The sequence below is a fragment of the Stenotrophomonas sp. YJH_SMC_81 genome (genome assembly GCF_059370875.1).
This window is the reverse complement of sequence record NZ_JCAFUB010000002.1, coordinates 175,705-196,214: the sequence shown is the minus strand read 5'-3', so window position 1 is coordinate 196,214 and position 20,510 is coordinate 175,705. Positions and strand designations below refer to the sequence as shown.

At 67.6% G+C, this 20,510-nt stretch carries 19 protein-coding genes; 7 read left to right on the top strand and 12 right to left on the bottom strand.

Annotated elements, in window-relative coordinates; translation table 11 throughout:
- Window positions 1–46: 46 nt before the first annotated feature.
- From prmA to fis, 3 genes are all read left to right on the top strand, one after another.
- On the top strand, window positions 47–967 hold the full coding sequence (gene prmA, locus AC5P8U_RS04480; RefSeq protein ID WP_072167303.1) for a 50S ribosomal protein L11 methyltransferase: 921 nt from the start codon (window positions 47–49) through the stop codon (window positions 965–967).
- Window positions 968–1,009: 42 nt separating this feature from the next.
- Window positions 1,010–1,777 carry a DUF3426 domain-containing protein gene (locus AC5P8U_RS04475; protein ID WP_447897303.1) on the top strand — a complete coding sequence of 256 codons (768 nt, stop codon included), beginning with the start codon at window positions 1,010–1,012 and terminating at the stop codon, window positions 1,775–1,777.
- A gap of 115 nt (window positions 1,778–1,892) precedes the next feature.
- Window positions 1,893–2,168, top strand: a complete 276-nt coding sequence (gene fis, locus AC5P8U_RS04470; RefSeq protein WP_005419706.1) for a DNA-binding transcriptional regulator Fis — start codon at window positions 1,893–1,895, stop codon at window positions 2,166–2,168.
- 95 nt (window positions 2,169–2,263) lie between these two features.
- On the opposite strand, the gene AC5P8U_RS04465 is transcribed toward fis, so the two are convergent.
- From AC5P8U_RS04465 to AC5P8U_RS04440, 6 genes are read right to left on the bottom strand one after another with little or no spacing between them, the layout of a single operon-like run.
- Complete coding sequence (locus tag AC5P8U_RS04465) at window positions 2,264–3,259, bottom strand: phosphatidate cytidylyltransferase (RefSeq protein ID WP_061478167.1); 996 nt, start codon at window positions 3,257–3,259, stop codon at window positions 2,264–2,266.
- Window positions 3,256–3,885, bottom strand: coding sequence for a lysophospholipid acyltransferase family protein (locus AC5P8U_RS04460; protein WP_005419712.1), 630 nt, complete (start codon window positions 3,883–3,885; stop codon window positions 3,256–3,258). Before AC5P8U_RS04460 ends, AC5P8U_RS04465 begins: the two co-directional genes overlap by 4 nt.
- Before the next feature lie 13 nt (window positions 3,886–3,898).
- Window positions 3,899–4,336, bottom strand: a complete 438-nt coding sequence (locus AC5P8U_RS04455) for a hypothetical protein (protein WP_095378195.1) — start codon at window positions 4,334–4,336, stop codon at window positions 3,899–3,901.
- Window positions 4,333–5,661: a phosphatase PAP2/dual specificity phosphatase family protein gene (locus AC5P8U_RS04450; RefSeq protein ID WP_447897302.1), complete on the bottom strand. Its 1,329-nt coding sequence runs from the start codon at window positions 5,659–5,661 to the stop codon at window positions 4,333–4,335. Before AC5P8U_RS04450 ends, AC5P8U_RS04455 begins: the two co-directional genes overlap by 4 nt.
- A complete protein-coding gene (locus AC5P8U_RS04445) occupies window positions 5,661–7,412 on the bottom strand; it encodes a bifunctional alpha/beta hydrolase/class I SAM-dependent methyltransferase (RefSeq protein ID WP_072167295.1) in 1,752 nt (583 codons plus the stop codon). The genes AC5P8U_RS04450 and AC5P8U_RS04445 overlap by 1 nt, the downstream gene beginning before the upstream one ends.
- Before the next feature lie 34 nt (window positions 7,413–7,446).
- Window positions 7,447–8,064: a CDP-alcohol phosphatidyltransferase family protein gene (locus AC5P8U_RS04440; RefSeq protein ID WP_072167296.1), complete on the bottom strand. Its 618-nt coding sequence runs from the start codon at window positions 8,062–8,064 to the stop codon at window positions 7,447–7,449.
- A gap of 206 nt (window positions 8,065–8,270) precedes the next feature.
- Here AC5P8U_RS04440 and purH point away from each other — a divergent pair, with 206 nt between their 5' ends.
- Both purH and purD read left to right on the top strand, forming a co-directional pair.
- Window positions 8,271–9,854, top strand: coding sequence for a bifunctional phosphoribosylaminoimidazolecarboxamide formyltransferase/IMP cyclohydrolase (gene purH / locus AC5P8U_RS04435; RefSeq protein ID WP_227836826.1), 1,584 nt, complete (start codon window positions 8,271–8,273; stop codon window positions 9,852–9,854).
- A gap of 61 nt (window positions 9,855–9,915) precedes the next feature.
- A complete protein-coding gene (gene purD / locus AC5P8U_RS04430) occupies window positions 9,916–11,199 on the top strand; it encodes a phosphoribosylamine--glycine ligase (RefSeq protein WP_445391303.1) in 1,284 nt (427 codons plus the stop codon).
- Window positions 11,200–11,333: 134 nt separating this feature from the next.
- Here the strand turns inward: purD and rpoH are convergent, their stop codons facing one another.
- The 6 genes from rpoH to rhlB all read right to left on the bottom strand — a co-directional run bounded on the left by rpoH (window position 11,334) and on the right by rhlB (window position 17,525).
- Window positions 11,334–12,209 (bottom strand): RNA polymerase sigma factor RpoH, encoded by an 876-nt coding sequence (rpoH, locus tag AC5P8U_RS04425; protein WP_005411269.1) that lies wholly within the window; start codon window positions 12,207–12,209, stop codon window positions 11,334–11,336.
- Between the two features lie 278 nt (window positions 12,210–12,487).
- Entirely contained in the window at window positions 12,488–13,201 is a 714-nt protein-coding gene (ung, locus tag AC5P8U_RS04420) for a uracil-DNA glycosylase (protein ID WP_088497438.1), read from the bottom strand.
- A complete protein-coding gene (locus AC5P8U_RS04415; protein ID WP_005411271.1) occupies window positions 13,198–14,040 on the bottom strand; it encodes a response regulator in 843 nt (280 codons plus the stop codon). The genes ung and AC5P8U_RS04415 overlap by 4 nt, the downstream gene beginning before the upstream one ends.
- 7 nt (window positions 14,041–14,047) lie before the next feature.
- On the bottom strand, window positions 14,048–14,995 hold the full coding sequence (gene ftsX / locus AC5P8U_RS04410) for a permease-like cell division protein FtsX (RefSeq protein ID WP_005419726.1): 948 nt from the start codon (window positions 14,993–14,995) through the stop codon (window positions 14,048–14,050).
- Window positions 14,996–14,998: 3 nt separating this feature from the next.
- Window positions 14,999–15,685, bottom strand: a complete 687-nt coding sequence (ftsE, locus tag AC5P8U_RS04405) for a cell division ATP-binding protein FtsE (RefSeq protein ID WP_005419728.1) — start codon at window positions 15,683–15,685, stop codon at window positions 14,999–15,001.
- A gap of 115 nt (window positions 15,686–15,800) precedes the next feature.
- Entirely contained in the window at window positions 15,801–17,525 is a 1,725-nt protein-coding gene (rhlB, locus tag AC5P8U_RS04400; RefSeq protein WP_072167299.1) for an ATP-dependent RNA helicase RhlB, read from the bottom strand.
- 509 nt (window positions 17,526–18,034) lie between these two features.
- Here rhlB and trxA point away from each other — a divergent pair.
- Complete coding sequence (trxA, locus tag AC5P8U_RS04395; protein WP_005411275.1) at window positions 18,035–18,364, top strand: thioredoxin; 330 nt, start codon at window positions 18,035–18,037, stop codon at window positions 18,362–18,364.
- Between the two features lie 228 nt (window positions 18,365–18,592).
- On the top strand, window positions 18,593–20,341 hold the full coding sequence (rho, locus tag AC5P8U_RS04390) for a transcription termination factor Rho (protein WP_053498291.1): 1,749 nt from the start codon (window positions 18,593–18,595) through the stop codon (window positions 20,339–20,341).
- Window positions 20,342–20,510: the final 169 nt, after the last annotated feature.

Here is a 20,510-nt window from a genome sequence, read left to right as displayed (position 1 = left end):
CCGATGGTCTAGCATGGCCCCCTTTCCCGTGATTGCCCCCACCGCCATGCCGTTCCTGGAACTGACCCTGCGCTGCACCGAAGCCACCCAGCCCCGCTATGAAAATGCGCTGGAGGACGTCGGCGCACTGGCTGTGACCCTGCTCGATGCCGAAGCCGACACCAGCAACGAACAGGCCATCCTCGAACCCGGCGTGGGTGAAACGCCGCTGTGGGACACCCTGGTGCTGAGCGCACTGTTCCCCGCCGACAGCAATGCGCTTTTGCTGCTGGCCGCGCTGGAATCGTTCGATCCGGAACTGGACTGGAGCAACGGCAGCTTCCGCGCCGTCGAGGATGAAGACTGGGAACGCGCCTGGCTGGACCAGTTCCAGCCGATGGATTTCGGCAGCCGTACCTGGATCGTGCCGTGGAACCATGAACTGCCGGACGCCGCGCAGGCCGCCGATGCCGCCGTGGTGCGGCTGGACCCGGGCCTGGCCTTCGGCTCGGGCACCCACCCGACCACCGCCCTGTGCCTGCGCTGGCTGGACCAGCTGGCCGTGGACGGCCAGTTGCAGGGCCAGCGCGTGCTCGACTTCGGCTGCGGCTCGGGCATCCTCGCCCTGGCCGCGCTGAAGCTGGGTGCCGCCGAAGCGGTCGGCGTGGACAACGATCCACAGGCGCTGGTCGCCACCGCCGACAATGCCGAGCGCAACGGCGAGCAGGCGCGCATGCACGTGTACCTGCCGCAGGACGAACCGGTCGCCACCTACCCGATCGTGGTCGCCAACATCCTTGCCTCGGCACTGGACGCGTTGGCCGAGCTGCTGGCCGCGCGCGTCGCTGCCGGCGGCCGCATCGCCCTGTCCGGCATCCTGCATGGCCAGGAAGGCGAACTGCTGCAGCGCTACGCCGCGTGGTTCGACGACCTGCAGGCGACCCAGGATGGCGACTGGATGCGCATCACCGGCATACGCCGCGCCTGATCGTGATTGAATGACCGCTGGATCCGAGCCCGCACCCTGAGCATGTCCGAGCCGAACCCGCCGCGCCGCCCCTTGGCCACCTTCCTGCGCCCCACGTCGGAAGGCGAGGCTGCACCTGCGACCGATTCACGCACGCCCGACCCGGCGATGCAGGACATCCCGCCAGCCCAAGCCCGCGCCCCCCTCGAAGCGGCGCTGCCACCGATGGCGGAAACGCGACCGAGCGATGACATCGTCAACCCCGACGAAGCGGCCGTGATCGAACCCGTCCTTGCCGTTCCGGCCCCGCAGGCCGTGGCTGGGGATGCACCCAGTTTCCTGGGCACCTCGCGGCCACGCGCACTGCCGACGCCACGCTGGCACTGGGGGCTGGTCGCCGGACTGGCACTGCTGCTGGTCCTGCAGAGCGTGCTGGCCGATCGAGCGCGACTGGCCGCCGACGCCGGCAACCGCGCCTGGCTGGGCGCACTGTGCGGCGTATTGCGCTGCAACCTGCCGGCCTGGCATGAACCCACCGCGTTCACCATGACCAGCCGCGAGATCCGCCCCGTGCCGGGCCAGGCCGGCGTACTGCAGGTGCAGGCCAGCATCCGCAACGATGCGCGCTGGGCACAGGCCTGGCCGGATCTGCGCCTGTCGCTGTCCGATGCCGATGGCCGGGTGATCGGCAGCGGCGTGTTCGCACCGGCGCAGTACCTCGGCGAGAACCCCGGCGCGGCCGTGCTGGAACCTGGCCAGAGTGCACGCATTGCGTTCCGCGTGCAGGAACCCGCCGCATCCACCGTCGCATTCACCTTCGACTTCCTCTAAGCAGGATAGAGGCGACCAGCCGTGGCAGGTCGGGCACGCTCGCGCTAGACTGGCCGCCACCACCTCGTCCGGCCGCGCGCTCCGCGCGCACGGGCCAACCGAATCGGGAATCCCCTTGAACGCTGTCCTCTCTCGTCCTGACAACAGTCGTGGCGCTCCCCGGCCACCGCTGCGTGAACACGTCGCCCAGTCCGTGCGCCGCTACCTGCGTGACCTTGATGGCTGCGACGCGGACGATGTCTACGAGATCGTGCTGCGCGAGATGGAAATCCCGCTGTTCGTGGAAGTGCTCAACCACTGCGAAGGCAACCAGAGCCGTGCCGCGGCGATGCTGGGCATCCACCGCGCCACCCTGCGCAAGAAGCTGAAGGAATACGGCATCAGCGCGTAAGCGCGCGTGGGTCGTGCCGGCCGCTGGCCGGCAATCCCATGAACGATGGCAGGACCGGTGGATCCACGCCATGCGTGGACCGAAGCCCGGCAGAATCAGCCGCCTCCGCCCGCCTTCCAGTAGTACCTCACCACATGGAAGAACACGGGCGCGGCGAAGCACACCGAATCCAGCCGGTCGAGCATGCCGCCATGGCCCTCGATCATGTGGCCCCAGTCCTTGATGCCACGGTCGCGCTTGATCGCCGACATCACCAGGCCGCCCCAGAACCCCATCAGGTTGATCAGCAGCGACAGGCCGAACGCCTGCAGCGGCGTGAACGGGGTGATCCACCACAGCGCCGCTCCCAGCGCGCTGGCACTCAGCACGCCGCCCACGAAGCCCTCCACCGTCTTCGACGGCGACAGCTTCGGGGCGATCAGGTGCCGGCCCAGCAGCTTGCCCCAGATGTACTGCAGTACATCCGAGGACTGCACCACGATCACCAGGAAGGCAAACAGCAGCACATTGCGCGCCGGGTCATGGCCAGGTACGTGCAGGTTGAGCAGCAGCGGCACGTGCGAGATGCAGAACACGCAGATCATCAGCCCCCACTGCACCTTCGCGGTGCGCTCCAGGTAGTGCGTGGTGTCACCACCGATGGTCGACAGGATCGGCAGGAACAGGAACGCGTAGACCGGAATCAGCAGCGTGTACATGCCGTACCAGTCGATCCACACCAGGTAGTACTGCCACGGCAGCACGATGTAGAACGCGGCCAGCAGCGCGTAGTAGTCGCCCGAGCGGGTCGGTGCCAGAGTGATGAACTCGCGCAGCGCGAACAGCGAGATGATCGCAAACAGTACGATCACCCCCGCGCGACCAAAGAACAGCGCCAGCCCGACCACGATCGCCATCACCCACCAGGCGCGGATGCGCGACACCAGGTTGGCGATCACTGCACTGGGCTGCCCACGCTGCCGCCAGCGCAGGGTCTCGGCCACCAGCGTGGCCAGCACCAGCACCGCGCCGACGCCGGCAAACAGCAGGCCGGTCTGCTGGCCCACGCTGCGCGCGGCCAGGTCACCGGACACGTCCATCAGATAGCTCATGCGCGCCCTCCATTCGGCGCCAGGTCCAGCAGCGCCTGCCGGCTGCGGGCCAGGAATGCGGCCTTGTCCTCGTCGGCCTGCAGCCGCAGCGGCGTGCCGAACGTGGCCGTGCACAGCAGCGGCAGCGGCAGGAACCGGCCCTTCGGCATCACCCGCTTCAGGTTGTCGATCCACACCGGCACGAACTCAAGCTCCGGTCGTTGCCGCGCCAGGTGGTAGATGCCACTCTTGAACGGCAGCAGCGGCTCATCGCCCACATTGCGCGTGCCTTCCGGGAACAGGATCAGCGAGCACTCTTCGTCGACCGCATCGCGCAGCACCTGCAACGGGTCCTGCTGGCGATGCCCGGCCTCACGCTCTACCAGTACACCGTTGAATACCGCATCGATCAGGTAGCGGCGCAGGCCGTCGCGCTGCCAGTATTCGGCGGCGGCCACCGGGCGTACCTGTCGCCGCAGCGCGGGCGGCATCGACGACCAGATCAGCACGAAGTCACCATGGCTGGCGTGGTTGCCGTAGTACACGCGGCGCTCGCTGGACGGCGCACAGCCGATCCACAGCGCACGGGCGCCGGTCACCACGTGGATCGCGCCACTGCAGGCGCGTGCAATCAGTTCGGCGAACATCGGTCCCTCCCGTTCACGTCTGCGGCCACACTACGGCCAGTACCAGTAGTGCGGCCTGCACTGCCGTCAGCAGGTACTGGCGCAGCAGCAGCCGGCGCATGCCGGCCCAACGCACGTCCCAGCCGCGCAGCGGCGCATCGGCCGGTGTGCGGCGCAGGCCACTGTCCTGCAGCAGCTGGTCGGTACGGCGTGCAGCGGCTTCGCCATCCAGGCCTTCATCGCGCAACAGCTGCAGCAGGCTCGCGTCCAGCCCGACCCGCCATGCATGGTAGGCCTGCATGAGCCCAGCGCCCACACTGAGCAGCAACAGCCCGGCGGCGATCATCGCCAGCCCCGGTTCGATGCCCAGCAGCAGCAGCGCCACCAGCAGCAGCCCCAGTGACAGCAGTGCGGGCCAGCGTCCCTGGCGCAGCAGCAACTGCATGGTCGCCAGATCGGGAACGGCACTCATGCGCGCCCTCCAGCCGCTGCGGTGATGGCTTGCAGATGCTCCGGGCCCAGCACGATGCCGGGGCGTGCCGCACGCACGATGGCGACCGCCGCCTCGACTTCCACGGCACGGCCCGTGCGCAGCAGCCACGTCGCCACGCTGGCGGCACTGCGTGAGTAACCCAATGCGCAGCACACCAGCAGCGGTCCCTGTACCCGCAGCCGTTCGATGGCCTCGGCGGCCTCGCGCAACTGGTGCGGCGTGGGCACCACCAGATCCAGCATCGGCACGCTGGCATACGCCGCGCCCGGCGCGCGGCAGGACAGCTCGGCGCAGGCATCGATCACGCCCACCAAAGGTGCCGGCAATACCGTGCAGGGAATCCGGCCCAGCCACACGCCGTCCAGCACCGGCACCGGCTGCGGCGCACGCCGTGTCCACAGCCGCGAGTTGATCCAGGCGGCGCCCAAGTACGGTGCCAGCAGCCAGCGTGCCGCCATGGTCAGGCGACCATCGGCGCGCTTCTGGAACACCGCCGTACCCAGACCGGCATACGCCAGCGCCACCAGCAGCAGCGACACCACCGGCCACAGCAGCCACAACGCCGTACCCCGCAGCAGGACCACCGGCACCAGCAGCACAGCGGCCCCCAGCAGGTACAGCGCAGCCAATCGCCACCGCTTGGCATGCCGCACGATGCGCCAGGCACGCAGCGGTGGCGTGCCCTGCTCCGGCCACAACCACACGCACAGCCAGCCGGCCAGCAGGCCGGTCGGGATGTCGATGAAATGATGCTGGAACGTGGTCAGCACCGAGACGCCGATCAGCAGCGCCCACACATGCAGTACCCAGCGCCAGGCACCGTGCAGGTACTGCGCGAACTTCACCCACAGCACGATCAGAAGCACGATGTGCAGCGATGGCGCCTGGTTGAACGGCTTGTCGAAACCCAGCAGCACATCGAACAGCCAGCCGAACACGCCACCGATCTCCGGCCGCTCGAAACTGAAGCGCAGCGGCCACAGCAGGAAACAGGTCACCGCGATCAGCTGTGCACTGAACAGCCGCAATGCGTGCCGGTCCAGTTCGAGGCGCTGCCGGCACAGGAAGAACGAGACCGCGTAGAACAGGTCGATTGACCAGTACGGCACGATCGTCCATGGCACGAACGGAATCTGCGTTTCCCAGCCGAACGCCATCACCGGCAGTTCGGCGTGGCGGCCGGCCATCCAGTTGGCGAAGCCGTAGCTGGCAAAGAAGAACGGGCCCAGCAGGGCCAGCCACAGCAGCGCGCGCCGCCAGGGGCGCCCCGCCGTGGCAAGCGGAGTTGCAGCCAGCGTCGCCATCACGCGGTCCGGCGTGCCAGCGACACAGTGAAGATGCCGAAGTCATCGATGCGCTGCGTCACTTTCTCGAACCCGGCCAGGCGCACCAGTTCATCCATTTCCTGCTGGGTGCGGCGGCGCATCACCCAAGCAGCGCCACCACGATGACTGGTCAGCGCGCGGGCGATGAACTCCAGCTGCGGGTGCCAGGGCTGGCCGGTGTAGGCCAGGTAGCCACCCATCGGCACCGTTGCGGCGATGCCCTGCAGCGAGCGCAGCACGGCGTCGTTGTCGGGGAACAGTTCGTACAGGCCCGATACCACCGCCAGCGTCGGCGCCGGGTCGACCTGCGCCAGCTGCACCGGATCGAACGCATCGCCCTGTTCGAAACGGGCGATGTCGGACGCACCGAGGCGCTCGATCAACGCCTGGCCCTGGGTCACGTTCAGACCGCTGAAGTCGCGCAGCACGATGCGCTCGGCGCGTTGCTCGCCCTGGCCCAGCGCTTCCAGTACATAACGGCCATGGCCAGCGGCCACGTCCAGCACGCGCACCGGCATGCCCTGCCCACGCAGGCGCTGGGCGGCATCGCGCAGCAGTTCCTGCAGGTGCCGACCGCGAATGCGGATGCCGCGCCAGCCGATCGCATCCAGGTAGTTGCGGTCGACCAGGCGACCCAACGGGCCTTTGCCACGTGCTTCGTCGCGATAGATGTAGTCCAGCGTGCTGCCCGAGTCGAAACCGGTCTGCAGGCCCAGTGCAATGCCTTCGGACAGTCTGCCGCCAAAGCGCAGGCCACCGCGCACCACGCGCCAGCGAAGATCGGCCAGGCTGTTGCGCTCGGGCGGCCAGGCCAGGATTTCAGACTCTTCAAATGTCGGCCCATGGCGGTGCGCATCGCGGCGCGACAGCTCGCGCAACGGCTCGGCGAAACGCGCCTGGATGAAGCTGCGGATGCGCGCCAGTGCCGGTGCCCGATCACGCTCGCCCAGCGTGTCGTGGAAGAAGCCCGGCAGATGCACGCGCTCCTTGATCGGGCTGGACAGGCGCTCGTAGAAGCGGTCCTGCGGGCCACGGTGCACGACGAAGTCCGAGCCGGACACCAGCAGCTGCACCGGCACGCTGATCGCCTGCGCATCGGCGACGATGCGATCGGCCGCCTCGTACAGGCCCAGCAGCACCCGCACCGAGATTGGCCGGGTGATCAGTGGATCGGTGCGGTAGCTTTCCACCCGCGCCGGATCGTGGGTCAGCCATTGCGGCTTGACGTAACTGTTGACGAAGAAGTTGCCGCGCAGCTTCTGCATCAAGGCCAGGCCCGGGCGTGCGAACGGCACGTACAGCTTCACCTTGAACGCCGGCGAGGCCATCACCAGCGCGCGCAGGCGTGGCGCGTAGTCGTGCACCCAGGTGGCGGCGACCACGGCACCCACGCTCTGCGCGATCACCACGATGTCTTCCACCGCGATGCCATGCTCGGCGCCGATGTGGGCGATGAAGCTGTCCAGGTCGCGCACCAGCGCCGGAAAGCCCGGTGCATCGCCACGCGCGCCCGGCGAACGGCCATTGCCGCGCGCATCCCAGGCGAAGAAGGCGGTGTCAGGCAGGTCCAGCTCATCGACCAGATGGGTAACACGCCCGGAGTGCTCGTGCCCGCGGTGCAGCAGCACGATGGCCCGGGTGGCCGGGGTGGCGGTGGTGCCGGCCCAGTACCGGTAGAACAGCGGTACCTGGTCGAAGCTGTGGAATTCCCGTTCCTGCGCCTGACGCATGCAATCTCCTGATTGTCTTTTTCTATCTGCTTGATTAATTTGGCGAAACTGCGGTTTCCCGCAGTCCGCGACGGACCCGGTTGATCATCGTCAGCACGCACAGCACCGCCATGGCCGCGGCCACGCCCGTGACCGTCATCGCGCCAACCCACTCAAACGCCAGCAGCAGGCCCAGCGCACCGATCACGAAGGCGCGGTCGCTCTTGCCCATCGGACCGTCATAGCGGCGGCTGGCGCCGACCATCAGCCCCAGCACGCCGGCGTATTCGCTCAGCGCCGCGGTCCAGGCCAGCAGCCACAGCGGCTCCGGGCGCACGCCCGGCACGCTGAGCAGGCTCAGGTACAGCGCCGCATCGGCGATCACATCGCACAATTCATTCAGATAGGCACCCAGCCGCGACTGCTGGCCGAATTCGCGGGCCAGCATGCCGTCCACCGCGTTGAGCGCCATACGCAGCAGCATCCACAGCGGCAGCAGCAGGTACAGCCACGGCTGGGCCGGCGCGCAGCACCAGACGGCGCCGGCCACCAGCAGCGAGACCACGGCAGCGACCACGGTCACCGCATTGGCGGTGATCCCCACGCGGTACAGGCCGCGTACGGCCGGACGCAGGAGGTCCTGAAAACGTCCTTTCAATGCATAGATCGACACGATCCGAACCCGCTGATCCTTGGCAGTTCCCGCACAGCCTACCCGATTGGGGCAGCGCGCCCCATCGAATTGATTGCGGCCCCCCCGGCCAGACGGTGCTGAAGGCGGCCACAGGCCATCGGTGCGGGTTGATTACCACCACCAGCGCCCGCCACCGGCCCCCACCGCCTACAATATCGGCCCCGCTCCGCTGCCGATTCCGTCCCATGACTGCTGATCTGTTGCCCGTCCGCCGGGCCCTCCTCTCCGTTTCCGACAAGACCGGTCTGGTCGAGCTGGCCACTGCGCTGGCGGCACGCGGCGTGGAGCTGCTGTCCACCGGCGGCACCGCCAAGGCGATCCGCGAGGCGGGCCTGGCGGTGAAGGACGTGGCCGAGGTCACCGGTTTCCCGGAAATGATGGACGGCCGGGTCAAGACCCTGCACCCGATGGTGCACGGCGGCCTGCTGGGCCGCTCCGGCCTGGATGACGCGGTGATGGCCGAGCACGGCATCGGCGCCATCGACCTGCTGGTGCTGAACCTGTACCCGTTCGAATCGGTCACCGCCAAGGCCGACTGCACCCTGGCCGACGCGGTCGAGAACATCGACATCGGCGGCCCGGCCATGCTGCGTTCGGCGGCCAAGAACTTCGCCCGCGTGGCAGTGGCCACCGACCCGTCGCAGTACCCCGAGCTGCTGGCCTCGCTGGAGGCCAACAGCGGCCAGCTGACGGCTGCCACCCGCTTCGCGTTCTCGGTGGCCGCGTTCAACCGCGTCGCCCAGTACGATGCGGCGATCAGCAACTACCTGTCGGCGGTCACCGCCACCGACGCCGCCGTGCCGGCCCGTGCCGAATACCCGGCGCAGATGAACTCCACCTTCGTGAAGGTGAGGGACCTGCGCTACGGCGAGAACCCGCACCAGAGCGGCGCGTTCTACCGCGACCTGTACCCGGTCCCGGGCACGCTGGCCACCTTCCAGCAGCTGCAGGGCAAGGAGCTGAGCTACAACAACCTGGCCGATGCCGATGCGGCGTGGGAATGCGTGCGCCAGTTCGATGCGCCGGCCTGCGTCATCGTCAAGCACGCCAACCCGTGCGGCGTGGCCGTCGGCGCCGGCAACGGCGATGCCTACGAGCTGGCCTACGCCACCGACCCGACCAGCGCCTTCGGCGGCATCATCGCCTTCAACACGCCGCTGGACGCCGCCACCGCCAAGGTGATCCTGGACCGCCAGTTCGTGGAGGTGCTGATTGCCCCGGACTACGAGCCGGCCGCGCTGGAGTACGCGCAGAAGAAGGCCAACGTACGCGTGCTGCGCATCCCGCATGGCGACGGTCTGAACAACTTCGACAGCAAGCGCGTCGGCTCGGGCCTGCTGCTGCAGTCGTCAGACAACCGCGGCATGACCCGCGACGAGCTGAAGGTGGTCAGCAAGCTGGCGCCGACCGACAAGCAGTTCACCGACCTGCTGTTTGCCTGGAAGGTGGCCAAGTTCGTGAAGTCCAACGCGATCGTCTACGCCAAGGACAACCGCACCATCGGTGTCGGCGCCGGCCAGATGAGCCGCGTGTACTCGGCCCGCATCGCCGGCATCAAGGCCGCCGACGCGAACCTGGTGGTCGAGGGTTCGGTGATGGCCTCCGATGCGTTCTTCCCGTTCCGCGACGGCATCGATGCCGCCGCTGCCGCCGGCATCAAGGCGGTTATCCAGCCGGGCGGTTCGATGCGCGATGCCGAAGTGATCGCCGCCGCCGACGAACATGGCCTGGCCATGGTGTTCACCGGCGTGCGCCACTTCCGCCACTGATCCGCATCACCAAGCCGGGCCCTGCCCGGCTTTTCTTTTCCGTATCCGAGAACCCTGTCCCATGAAGATCCTCGTCATCGGCTCCGGCGGCCGCGAACACGCCCTGGCATGGAAGCTGGCCCAGTCCTCCCGTGTCACCGACGTGATCGTGGCGCCCGGCAACGCCGGTACCACCAGCGAAGACAAGTGCCGCAACGTGGCGGTGAAGGTGACCGATATCGACGGCCTGCTGGCGCTGGCCCAGGCTGAAGGCGTGGCGTTGACCGTGGTCGGCCCGGAAGTACCGCTGGTGGCCGGTGTGGTCGACCGCTTCCGCGCCGCCGGCCTGCGCATCTTCGGGCCGACCGCCGCCGCCGCGCAGCTGGAAGGCAGCAAGGCCTACGCCAAGGACTTCCTGGCCCGCCACAACATCCCCACCGCGTTCTATGCCGTGCACACCGACGTGGACGCTGCCCTGGCCTACATCCGCGAGAAGGGTGCACCGATCGTGGTCAAGGCCGATGGCCTGGCCGCCGGCAAGGGCGTGATCGTCGCAATGACGTTGGCCGAGGCCGAAGACGCGGTGCGTGACATGCTCTCCGGCAACGCGTTCGGCGATGCCGGCGCCCGCGTGGTGATCGAGGAATTCCTCGATGGCGAGGAAGCCAGCTTCATTTCGATGGTGGACGGCGTGCATGCGCTGCCGATGGCCACCTCGCAGGACCACAAGCGCGTCGGCGACGGCGACACCGGCCCCAACACGGGTGGCATGGGCGCGTACTCGCCAGCGCCGGTAGTGACGCCGGAGGTGCATGCACGCGTGATGCGCGAAGTGGTGAACCCGACCGTGCAGGGCATGATCGCCGACGGCATCCCGTTCACCGGTTTCCTCTACGCCGGCCTGATGATCGATGCCAGCGGCGCGCCGAAGGTAATTGAATTCAACGTGCGCTTCGGCGATCCGGAAACCCAGCCGGTGATGCTGCGCCTGCAGTCGGACCTGGTCGAGCTGGTGGAAGCGGCGATTGATGGCCGCCTGGACCAGGTAGAAGCGCAGTGGGATGCGCGCCCGTCACTGGGCGTGGTGCTGGCCGCGAAGCCCTACCCGGAAGCGCCGATCACCGGTGACGTGATTTCCGGCCTGGGCGACGTGCCGGCCAGCGCCAAGGTGTTCCATGCCGGTACGGCATTGGATGCGCAGGGCCAGGTGGTCAGTGCCGGTGGCCGCGTGCTGTGCGTGGCCGCACTGGGCGACAGCGTGCGCGACGCACAGGCCAATGCCTATGCCGGCGTGGCCAAGGTGACCTGGGCCAACGCGTTCCACCGCACCGACATCGGCTGGCGCGCGATCGCACGCGAGGGCTGAGGCCGCGCCGCGGCCACGCATGGCGTGGCTCTACTGACACTGGGTAGATCCACGCCATGCGTGGATGGGAACGCCACCAAAAAGGAAAGGCCCGGCAATGCCGGGCCTTTTCCTGGCTTCAACGCCATCCCGCCTTACGCGGTGAACAGCGCCTTCATCTTCTTCAGCGCGTTCGCCTCGACCTGGCGGATGCGCTCGGCGGACACGCCGTACTCGTCGGCCAGCTCCTGCAGCGTCACCTTGCTGTCGGCATCCAGCCAGCGACGACGGATGATGTCGCGCGAACGCGCATCCAGTTCGGCCAGGCCTTCGCGCAGCAGCTGCATCTGGTTGTCTTCGCTGTCCTCGCGCTCGTAGGCCATCGACGGGTCTTCGTCATCGGCAACCAGGAACGCAGCCGGCGACGGCGGGGCGTGCTCGTTGTCCTCGTCGGTCGGCGCATCGAAACCGATATCGCGACCGGACAGGCGCGATTCCATTTCCATGACCTCGCGCTCGGACACGTTCAGGTCCTTGGCCACCGCGCTGACTTCCGCCGCGTTCATCCAGCCCAGGCGCGTCTTCGACTTGCGCAGGTTGAAGAACAGCTTGCGCTGCGCCTTGGTGGTGGCGACCTTCACGATGCGCCAGTTCTTCAGGATGAACTCGTGCATTTCGGCACGGATCCAGTGCACGGCGAAGGAGACCAGGCGCACGCCCATGTCCGGGTCGAAGCGCTTGACCGCCTTCATCAGGCCGATGTTGCCTTCCTGGATCAGGTCGCCCAGCGCGAGGCCGTAGCCGTTGTAGCCGCGGGCCACGTGCACCACGAAGCGCAGGTGCGAATGCACCAGCTCGCGGGCGGCGTCCAGATCGTTGCCGTCGCGGAAGCGACGGGCCAGGTCCTGTTCGTCATCGACCGACAGCACCGGGATCTGGTGCACGGCACCGATGTAGGCGTCCAGCGAACCGAGCGCACTGGGAATCGGGAGATTGTTTGCCACAAGGGCAGTAGAGGTGTTCTGGCTCATAGGCACCCATCTTAGCAGTCCGGGATTTGGACTGCTAAAGGAGGAAAAAGTTCCAGCATCCTATTGATGCAACACTGGTCCCAAACAGAGCCCTACCGTAGCGCGATTTGATGACAGTGGCGAGCATGCTTTTCGGGATTCACAATCCCTTGGAATTCAAGCAATTACCTGGCAGAAACCTGCCGATTTCAGTCAAGCGGAGCTGAACGGGCCGTTCTGAAGGCCCATTCAGGCCCGGAGACGTTGCCCGATGTTCAGGCCCAGCAGCCCGCCGGTGCTCAGAGCGCCGAACGCGGCGGCAGCGACCAGTCGATCGGGGCCTGGCCGCGGCGCTGCAGGTACTCGTTGGCCATCGAGAAATGCCGGCAGCCGAGGAAGCCACGATGGGCCGACAGCGGCGACGGGTGCGGCGACTTCAGCACGCGATGGCGACGGGTGTCGATGACCTTGCCCTTCTGCTGCGCATAGGCGCCCCACAGCAGGAACACCAGGCCTTCGCGTTCGCGGTTGAGCACGTCCACCACGTGATCGGTGAAGCCCTCCCAGCCACGCCCCTGGTGGGCACCAGCCTTGCCCTCTTCCACCGTCAGCACGGCATTGAGCAGCAGCACCCCACGTTGCGCCCACGGAATCAGGCAGCCGTGGTCCGGGCGCGGGATGCCGAGATCGCTCTCGATCTCCTTGTAGATGTTCAGCAGCGACGGCGGCACCGGCACGCCCGGCGGCACCGAGAAACTCAGGCCATGCGCCTGGCCGCGGCCGTGGTACGGGTCCTGCCCGAGGATCACCACCTTCACCTGCTCGAACGGCGTGGCGTCGAACGCGGCGAAGATCTGCGGGCCGGGCGGGAACACCGCCGCGCCACTGGCCTTGCGCTGGCGCAGGAAGCTGGACAGCTCGCGCATCTGCGGCTGCAGCAGGTAATCGCCGACATGCTGCTTCCAGCTCGGTTCCAGCTGGATCGTCGGGGTGTCGGCTACTTCATCCATCATCGGATCAGGGGTCCATCGTTCAATCGGGCCAGGCGCAGCTGGAACAACACCTTGGTGACCAGCAGCCGCTCTTCGATCGGCTTGAGCACCAGGTCATTGGCACCGGACTGCAGCAGCCCGGTCTGGTTGTGCGGGTTGCCATCACCGGTCATCACCAGCACCGGCAGGCGGCGCTTGCCGTAACCGAAGTCCACGCGCACGCGCTGCACCACGTCGCGCCCGCTCAGTTCGCCCTTCAGGGTGACATCGGTCAGCACCAGGTCGATGCGGTGGCGGCTGCGGCCCAGCGACTCGGCAGTGAGCAGGGTGAATGCCTCTTCGGCGCTGACCACGTGCAGTACGTTCAACTGCTGGCGCTCGAGCATGCGCTTGGTGGCCTCGGCCACCACGCGGCTGTCTTCGATATAGAGGATGGTGGCGCCGGGGATGGTCTGCGGCTGCACATAGCCACGGATGAAGGTCGCCAGTGCCTCATGGCCCAGCGCCTTGTCGAAATAGTCGGTGACGTACTCGGTGAAGCGTCGCTGCTCCAGGTGCTGCTGGGCATCGCCGGACACAACGATCACCGGCACATAGGCCTGGCCGGCGGCTTCGCGCACCATCCGCGCCAGCGCCAGGCCGTCGCCATCGCGCAGGGTCAGCGAGGTCGTCACCAGGTCCACCGGGCCCTGCGCCAGCGCCTGCTGCGCATCCTCGATGCTGTCGCAGCCGATCACCTCCACGCCCGGCAGGTCACGCTGCAGGACATCGGCGATCAGTTTGCGGACCAGCTTCGAACCATCGACCACCATCACCCGCGTCGCGGGCCCTTCAAGGTGCTTCAGCGCTTGCGGTTGCATGCCGGTCTCAGGTGTCGGTCGGACGGGTCTGGCGGAGGAAGTGGCCGGTCACCAGCCAGGCGCCCAGCCAGCCCAGCAGCAGCGTGCCGACCAGGACCAGGCCGCCGTGCAGCAGGTCCAGGCCATGCAGCACGAACGGGCTGCCGTAGCTGCGCGAGAGTTCGGCCAGCGGCACGCGCAGGGCGGCACCGGCGGCGCCGATCAGGGCCAGCGCTACCGCGCCGGCGCCCAGCCCGTACCACGCGCCCAGGTACAGGAACGGGCGGCGGATGAAGCCATCGCTCGCGCCGAGCAGCTGCAGCACGCCGATCTCTTCGCGACGGGCCTGGATGTCAAGGCGCACGGTGTTGCCGACCACCAGCGCGGCGCCCACGCCGAGCAGCACCGACAGCACCTGCACCAGACGTGCACCGAACGCCAGCCAGGCGTCCAGGCGCTGGCGCCACAGCGCATCGTGCTGCACCAGATCGGCCTCGGGCAGGCTTTCCAGCGCGCGCGCCAGGCGTGCGTCGTCCTTGCCCTGGCCCGGGGTGATCACCAGCAGCGAGGGCAACGGATTGTCGTTGAGCGCATCGATCGCCTCACCGAGGCCGGCATCACGCAGTTCCTGCAGGCCCTGCTCGGGTGTGCGCACATTCACTTCGGCCACGTCATCGCGGTCGCGCAGCTGGCCGGCCAGGCGAAGCGCACCGGGACCATCGATGTTGCCCTTCAGGAACACGTTGATGTCGCGCGACTGCTGCACGCTGCCGGCGAACTGCTTGAGGTTGTCCAGCGCGATCGACAGCCCCAGCGGCAACGCCAGGGCCAGCGCCATGACCATCACGGTCAGCAGGGTCGCCCACGGCTTGCGGCAGGCGCGGCCCAGGCTGAACACCACGCTGTGCACGTGGTGCTGGAACCAGACGCCCACGCGCGACGGGGCGGCGGCTTCGCTGTTTTCGTTCTTCGCCATCGGTTACTCCGCCAGGTCCTGCGGCGAGATGTCATCCACCAGCCGGCCGTGGTCGAGGATCAATACGCGCTTGCGCATGCGGCGCAGCAGCGGCAGGTCGTGGCTGACCACCAGCACGCTGGTGCCGCGCGAGGGCAGCTCGGCGAACAGGGCCATGATCTCCGCTGCCAGGGTCGGGTCGAGATTGCCGGTCGGCTCATCGGCCACCAGCAGCTTGGGCTCGCCGACGATGGCGCGGGCGATGCCGACGCGCTGCTGCTCGCCGGCCGACAGCTGCGAGGGCAGTGCCTTCTCACGATGGCCCAGGCCCATGCGCTCGAGCACTGAACGCACGCGCTTGTTGATGTCGCCACGGCGGGTACCACGCAGGATCAGCGGCAGCGCCACGTTCTCGGCAATCGAGCGGTCCATCAGCAGGCGGTGGTCCTGGTAGACCGCCCCCACCGCGCGTCGGTGGCGCGGCACGTCGCCGCCGCGCACCTTCAGCAGGTTGCGCTCGTCGAACACCACCGCGCCACGGCTGGGCCGCTCGTCCAGGTGGATCAACTTGAGCAGCGTACTTTTACCCGCACCGGAATGGCCGGTGACGAACAGCATCTCGCCCGGCGCGACCTCGAAGCTGACATCGGTCAGTGCCTCGTGGCCACCGGCGTACTGTTTGCTGACATTGTCGAAGCGCAGGACACTCATGCCCCGATTATGCAGGACCGGCGCGACGGCGTGGAGATGGTCACGGGATCGGTAGTGCCGGCCGCTGGCCGGCACGCCCATGAAGCCACCCGACCAACGGTCGGGTGCTACAGGATCAGTTGCCCGACAGCATCCGCCGGATCTTGCGGCCGATGCGGGTCAGGAACGAATCGCCGGTATCGGCGGCGGTACGCACCGGCTTGGCCACCACCTGCACCGGGGTCACCGGGCTCGCGCCGTTGCCGGCGTTGGCCTGCACGCCCTCGGCACCCTCGACCGGACGGCCATGGCGACGACGACGGCGCTTGCGCGGCTTGTGTTCACCATCCACGGCACCTTCCGGTGCGCCTTCGGCGCGCGGCGGGCGCGGCGGACGCGGGGCCTGGGCAGCGGCGCCTTCAGCACCGGCGACCGGGGCCGCAGCCCCCTGCTCGCCTTCCACGCGCGGCTTGCGCGGGCCGCGCGAACGGCGTTCGCCGCTGCGCTCGCCGTCACGGCCACCACGACCACCACCACTGCCGGAACGACCGCCACTGCGGCCACCACCCCGACGCTCTTCCTCGGCGGCGCGGGCTTCGCGCGCTTCACGGAAGATCTGGCCGACGCTTTCGTTGTCCTCGCCTTCCTCGCCTGCAGCCGGGGCCGGGCGTTCCGGGCGCGGCAGCGGGGTCAGCAGTTCCTTGGTGACCGGCTCGGAGGGAATCTTCTGCTCGATGTAGGCCTCGATGTCCGGCAGGCCCATCGCGTAGCGTTCGCAGGCGAAGCTGATCGCATCACCTTCTTCACCCAGGCGCGCGGTACGGCCGATGCGGTGCACGTAGTCTTCGGCATCGAACGGCAGGTCGTAGTTGTAGACGTACTTGATGCCGTCGATGTGCAGGCCGCGCGCGGCGACGTCGGTGGCCACCAGGATTTCCAGCTGGCCCTTCTGGAAGCGGTTGAGCAGGCTCTCGCGCTTCTTCTGCGGCACGTCGCCGGACAGCACGCCGACACGGTAGCCGGCCTTTTCCAGCGAGCGGGCAACGCGCTCGACGAACACCTTGGTGTTGACGAACACCATGGTCCGCGCGCCTTCGCTGCGCGACAGCAGGCCCAGCAGCAGCGGGATCTTCTCGTCGTCGGCCGGGAAGTAGATGCGCTGGCGCACGCGGGCAGCGGTGATGGTCTCGGCTTCGACCACCAGCTTCTGCGGCTCGTTCATGTGCTCGTAGGCCAGCTCCAGCACGCGATGGCTGAGGGTGGCGCTGAACAGCAGGGTCTGGCGGATGGTGCGTTCCGGCATGCGGCGCAGCAGGAAGCGGATGTCCTTGATGAAGCCCAGATCGAACATGCGGTCGGCTTCGTCCAGCACGCAGATCTCGCAGGCATGCAGCGAAACCACCTTGTGCTGCTTGACGTAGTCGATCAGGCGGCCCGGGGTGGCGATGATCACGTCCACGCCCTGCTGCAGCAGCTCGCGCTGCTTGTCGTAATCCACGCCACCGTAGACCAGCGCGAAACGCAGGCCCAGGTCGGAACCGAACTTCACCGCATCCTTGTGGATCTGGATGGCCAGTTCGCGGGTCGGGGCGAGGATCAGGGCGCGGGGGTCTTCCGGCTTGCGGTCGGCCAGCGCCGGACGGGTCAGCAGGCGGTTCACGACAGCGACCAGGAAGGCCAGGGTCTTGCCGGTACCGGTCTGGGCCTGGCCGGCAACATCACCACCGGGCAGCGCGACCGGCAGGGTCAGCGCCTGGATCGGGGTGCATCGGGTGAATCCGGCTCCTTCAAGGCCGGCCTGCAGGGCCGGGTGCAGCTCGAAGGAGGAGAAGGTCAAATCGGTCAGCGGTTTGTCGCTCATGAGTCCGTCTTGGTATGGCCGCCGGCCCTTGGGGCGGCTGGCACTTCAGCGTCTAGGGGAACCGTCGCAAACTGCGGCCCCTGCGGCGGGTTGGCAGGCCGGGACCCCTCGGTCCGTGCGCCGCACAATGTCCCAGTTTAACGCACTCGGGCAGGCAAACCGGAATGCGACGTCTCATGGCATCCAGAGACGTGACCTTCACCCAGCCACACCGGACTTGAACGGCCTGCACGGAGGCGCTGGTGTCGCCCACTGCCAGCCCCATCTTCAGGAAGACAGTGAAATCCGACACATACCGGCCATCGAAGCGATCACGATACGCTGGGTTCCAGACGGCGCCTGTCCCTGCCCCGCGATAGGGGTACACTGCCGGCCGTGAGCGTCCAGGCATCCCGCCGAACGCACCGCGGCAGTGCGCCGCGAGGCAACGACGAGGGTCGCGCCACCGGGCAAGGCCCAGTTCACCCACCTCCGGCATGGCCGGGTGCAATCCAAGACGAGAAACCAAGATGAGCGACAAGGTTGTACATGTCGGCGACGCCGACTTTGATAGCGCAGTGCTGAATTCCAAGGAACCGGTGCTGGTCGATTTCTGGGCCGAGTGGTGTGGCCCCTGCAAGATGATCGCCCCGGCGCTGGACGAGCTGGCCGATGCCTACCAGGGCCGCGCCAAGATCGCCAAGGTCAACGTTGACCACAACCGTGCGCTGGCCGCGAAGTACCACGTGCGTTCGATTCCGTACCTGGTCGTGTTCAAGGATGGCGAGAAGGTCGGCGAGCAGATCGGTGCGGTGGGCAAGGCCCAGCTGGCCGGCCTGCTGGACAAGGCCTTGGCCTGATCCTGCCGGTCTCCGGCAGCCGCCGAGCGCGGCTGCCGGCGGGCGCACCACGCCCATGATGAATGCTGTTCCCGGCGACCCTTGCATGGCGCCGCAGGCCGATGATAGTGTCGGCATATCCGGCCGCGTTCGCGTGCCGCACCCTCTGGACGCAGTTTCTTCCAGACCCATTCCCAACGTTCGCCGCCCCAGCCGGGCGCTCGCACCGTCAAGCGAGGAATAACGCTCTTGTCCGATAACACTTCCGAAACCGGCAGCGCTGATGCGCCCGCCGAAAAGCGCGTGCGCAAGCCCCGCGTGAGCAAGGCCGCCGCCCCGGCAGCCGCAGAAACCAGCGCCGCTCCGGCGCAGCCGACCCTGCCGCTGGCCGCCGCGCCCGAAGCACCGGCGCCGGCCGCAGCACCTGCGCCGAGCGCGCCCGCCGCCGAGGCCCCTGCCAGCAGTGGCGGTGGCGAGGGTGGCGAGGGCCGCGAATCCGGCCAGCCGCGGCAGCAGAATCACCAGGGGGGTGGCCAGAACCAGGGCCAGAACCCGTACAACCAGAACGGCCAGCAGGGCCAGGGGCAAGGTCAGGGCAACCGCCGCGACCGCTTCCGCAACCGCCGCGACCGTGACCGCAACAACCGCTTCCGCGACGATGGCATGTCCAATGACGGCGGCGAACAGCAGCCGTTCGTGCCGCGCCCGCACGCCAACGTGCCCGAGGGCTTCCCGGTGTACTCGCTGAGCGACCTCAAGCGCATGCCGGCACAGAAGCTGCTGGAAATCGCCGAGCAGCTGCAGATCTCCGAAGGCGTGGCCCGTGCCCGCAAGCAGGACGTGATCTTCGCCCTGCTGAAGGTGCTGACCCGCCACGGTGACGGCGTCGCCGCCGATGGTGTGCTGGAAATCCTGCCGGATGGCTTCGGTTTCCTGCGCGCGGCCGAAGCCAGCTACCTGGCCGGCCCTGACGACACCTACATCTCGCCCAGCCAGATCCGCCGCTTCAACCTGCGCACCGGCGACCACATCTCCGGCCGCATCCGCTTCCCGAAGGACGGCGAGCGCTACTTCGCGCTGAACATCGTCGACACCATCAACGGCGAGCCGATCGAAGCGTCGAAGAACAAGGTGCTGTTCGAGAACCTGACCGCACTGTTCCCGCGCCGCCGCTTCACCCTTGAGCGTGGCAACGGTTCGTCGGAAGACATCACCGGCCGCATCCTCGACCTGATGGCGCCGCAGGGCAAGGGCCAGCGCTCGCTCATCGTGTCGCAGCCCAAGGCCGGCAAGACGATGATGATGCAGCAGGTCGCCACCGCCATCACCACCAACCATCCGGACGTGCACCTGATCGTGCTGCTGATCGACGAGCGCCCGGAAGAAGTGACCGAAATGCAGCGCACCGTGCGCGGCGAGGTCATCAGCTCGACCTTCGACGAGCCGGCCGCGCGCCACGTGCAGGTGGCCGAAATGGTCATCGAGCGCGCCAAGCGCCTGGTCGAGCACAAGAAGGATGTGGTGATCCTGCTCGACTCGATCACCCGCCTGGCCCGCGCCTACAACAACGTGGTGCCGAGCTCGGGCAAGGTGCTGACCGGTGGTGTGGACGCCAACGCCCTGCACCGCCCGAAGCGCTTCTTCGGTGCCGCGCGCAACGTGGAAGAAGGCGGCAGCCTGACCATCATCGCCACCGCGCTGGTCGACACCGGCTCGAAGATGGACGAGGTGATCTACGAAGAGTTCAAGGGCACCGGCAACAGCGAAGTGCACCTGAGCCGTCGTATCGCTGAAAAGCGCGTGTTCCCGGCCATCGACATCAACCGTTCCGGTACCCGCCGCGAAGACCTGCTGATCGAACCGGAACTGCTGCAGAAGATCTGGATCCTGCGCAAGCTGCTGCATCCGATGGATGAAATGGCCGCGATGGAATTCCTGCTCGACAAGATGAAGAACACCAAGTCCAACGACGAGTTCTTCGGTTCGATGAAGCGCTGATCCGCGCCATTGCATCGAAAAGAACCTGCCGCCCGCTGCGGCAGGTTTTTTTTTGCCTGCAGGGCGACCTGCTTCACTTTGCCGCCGCTGACTTTTGGCGATAATTCGCCCCATACCCTGCCCGGCCCCAAGGGCGTGGCCACCGATTCCCGCTGTCGCCCCTTCCGGA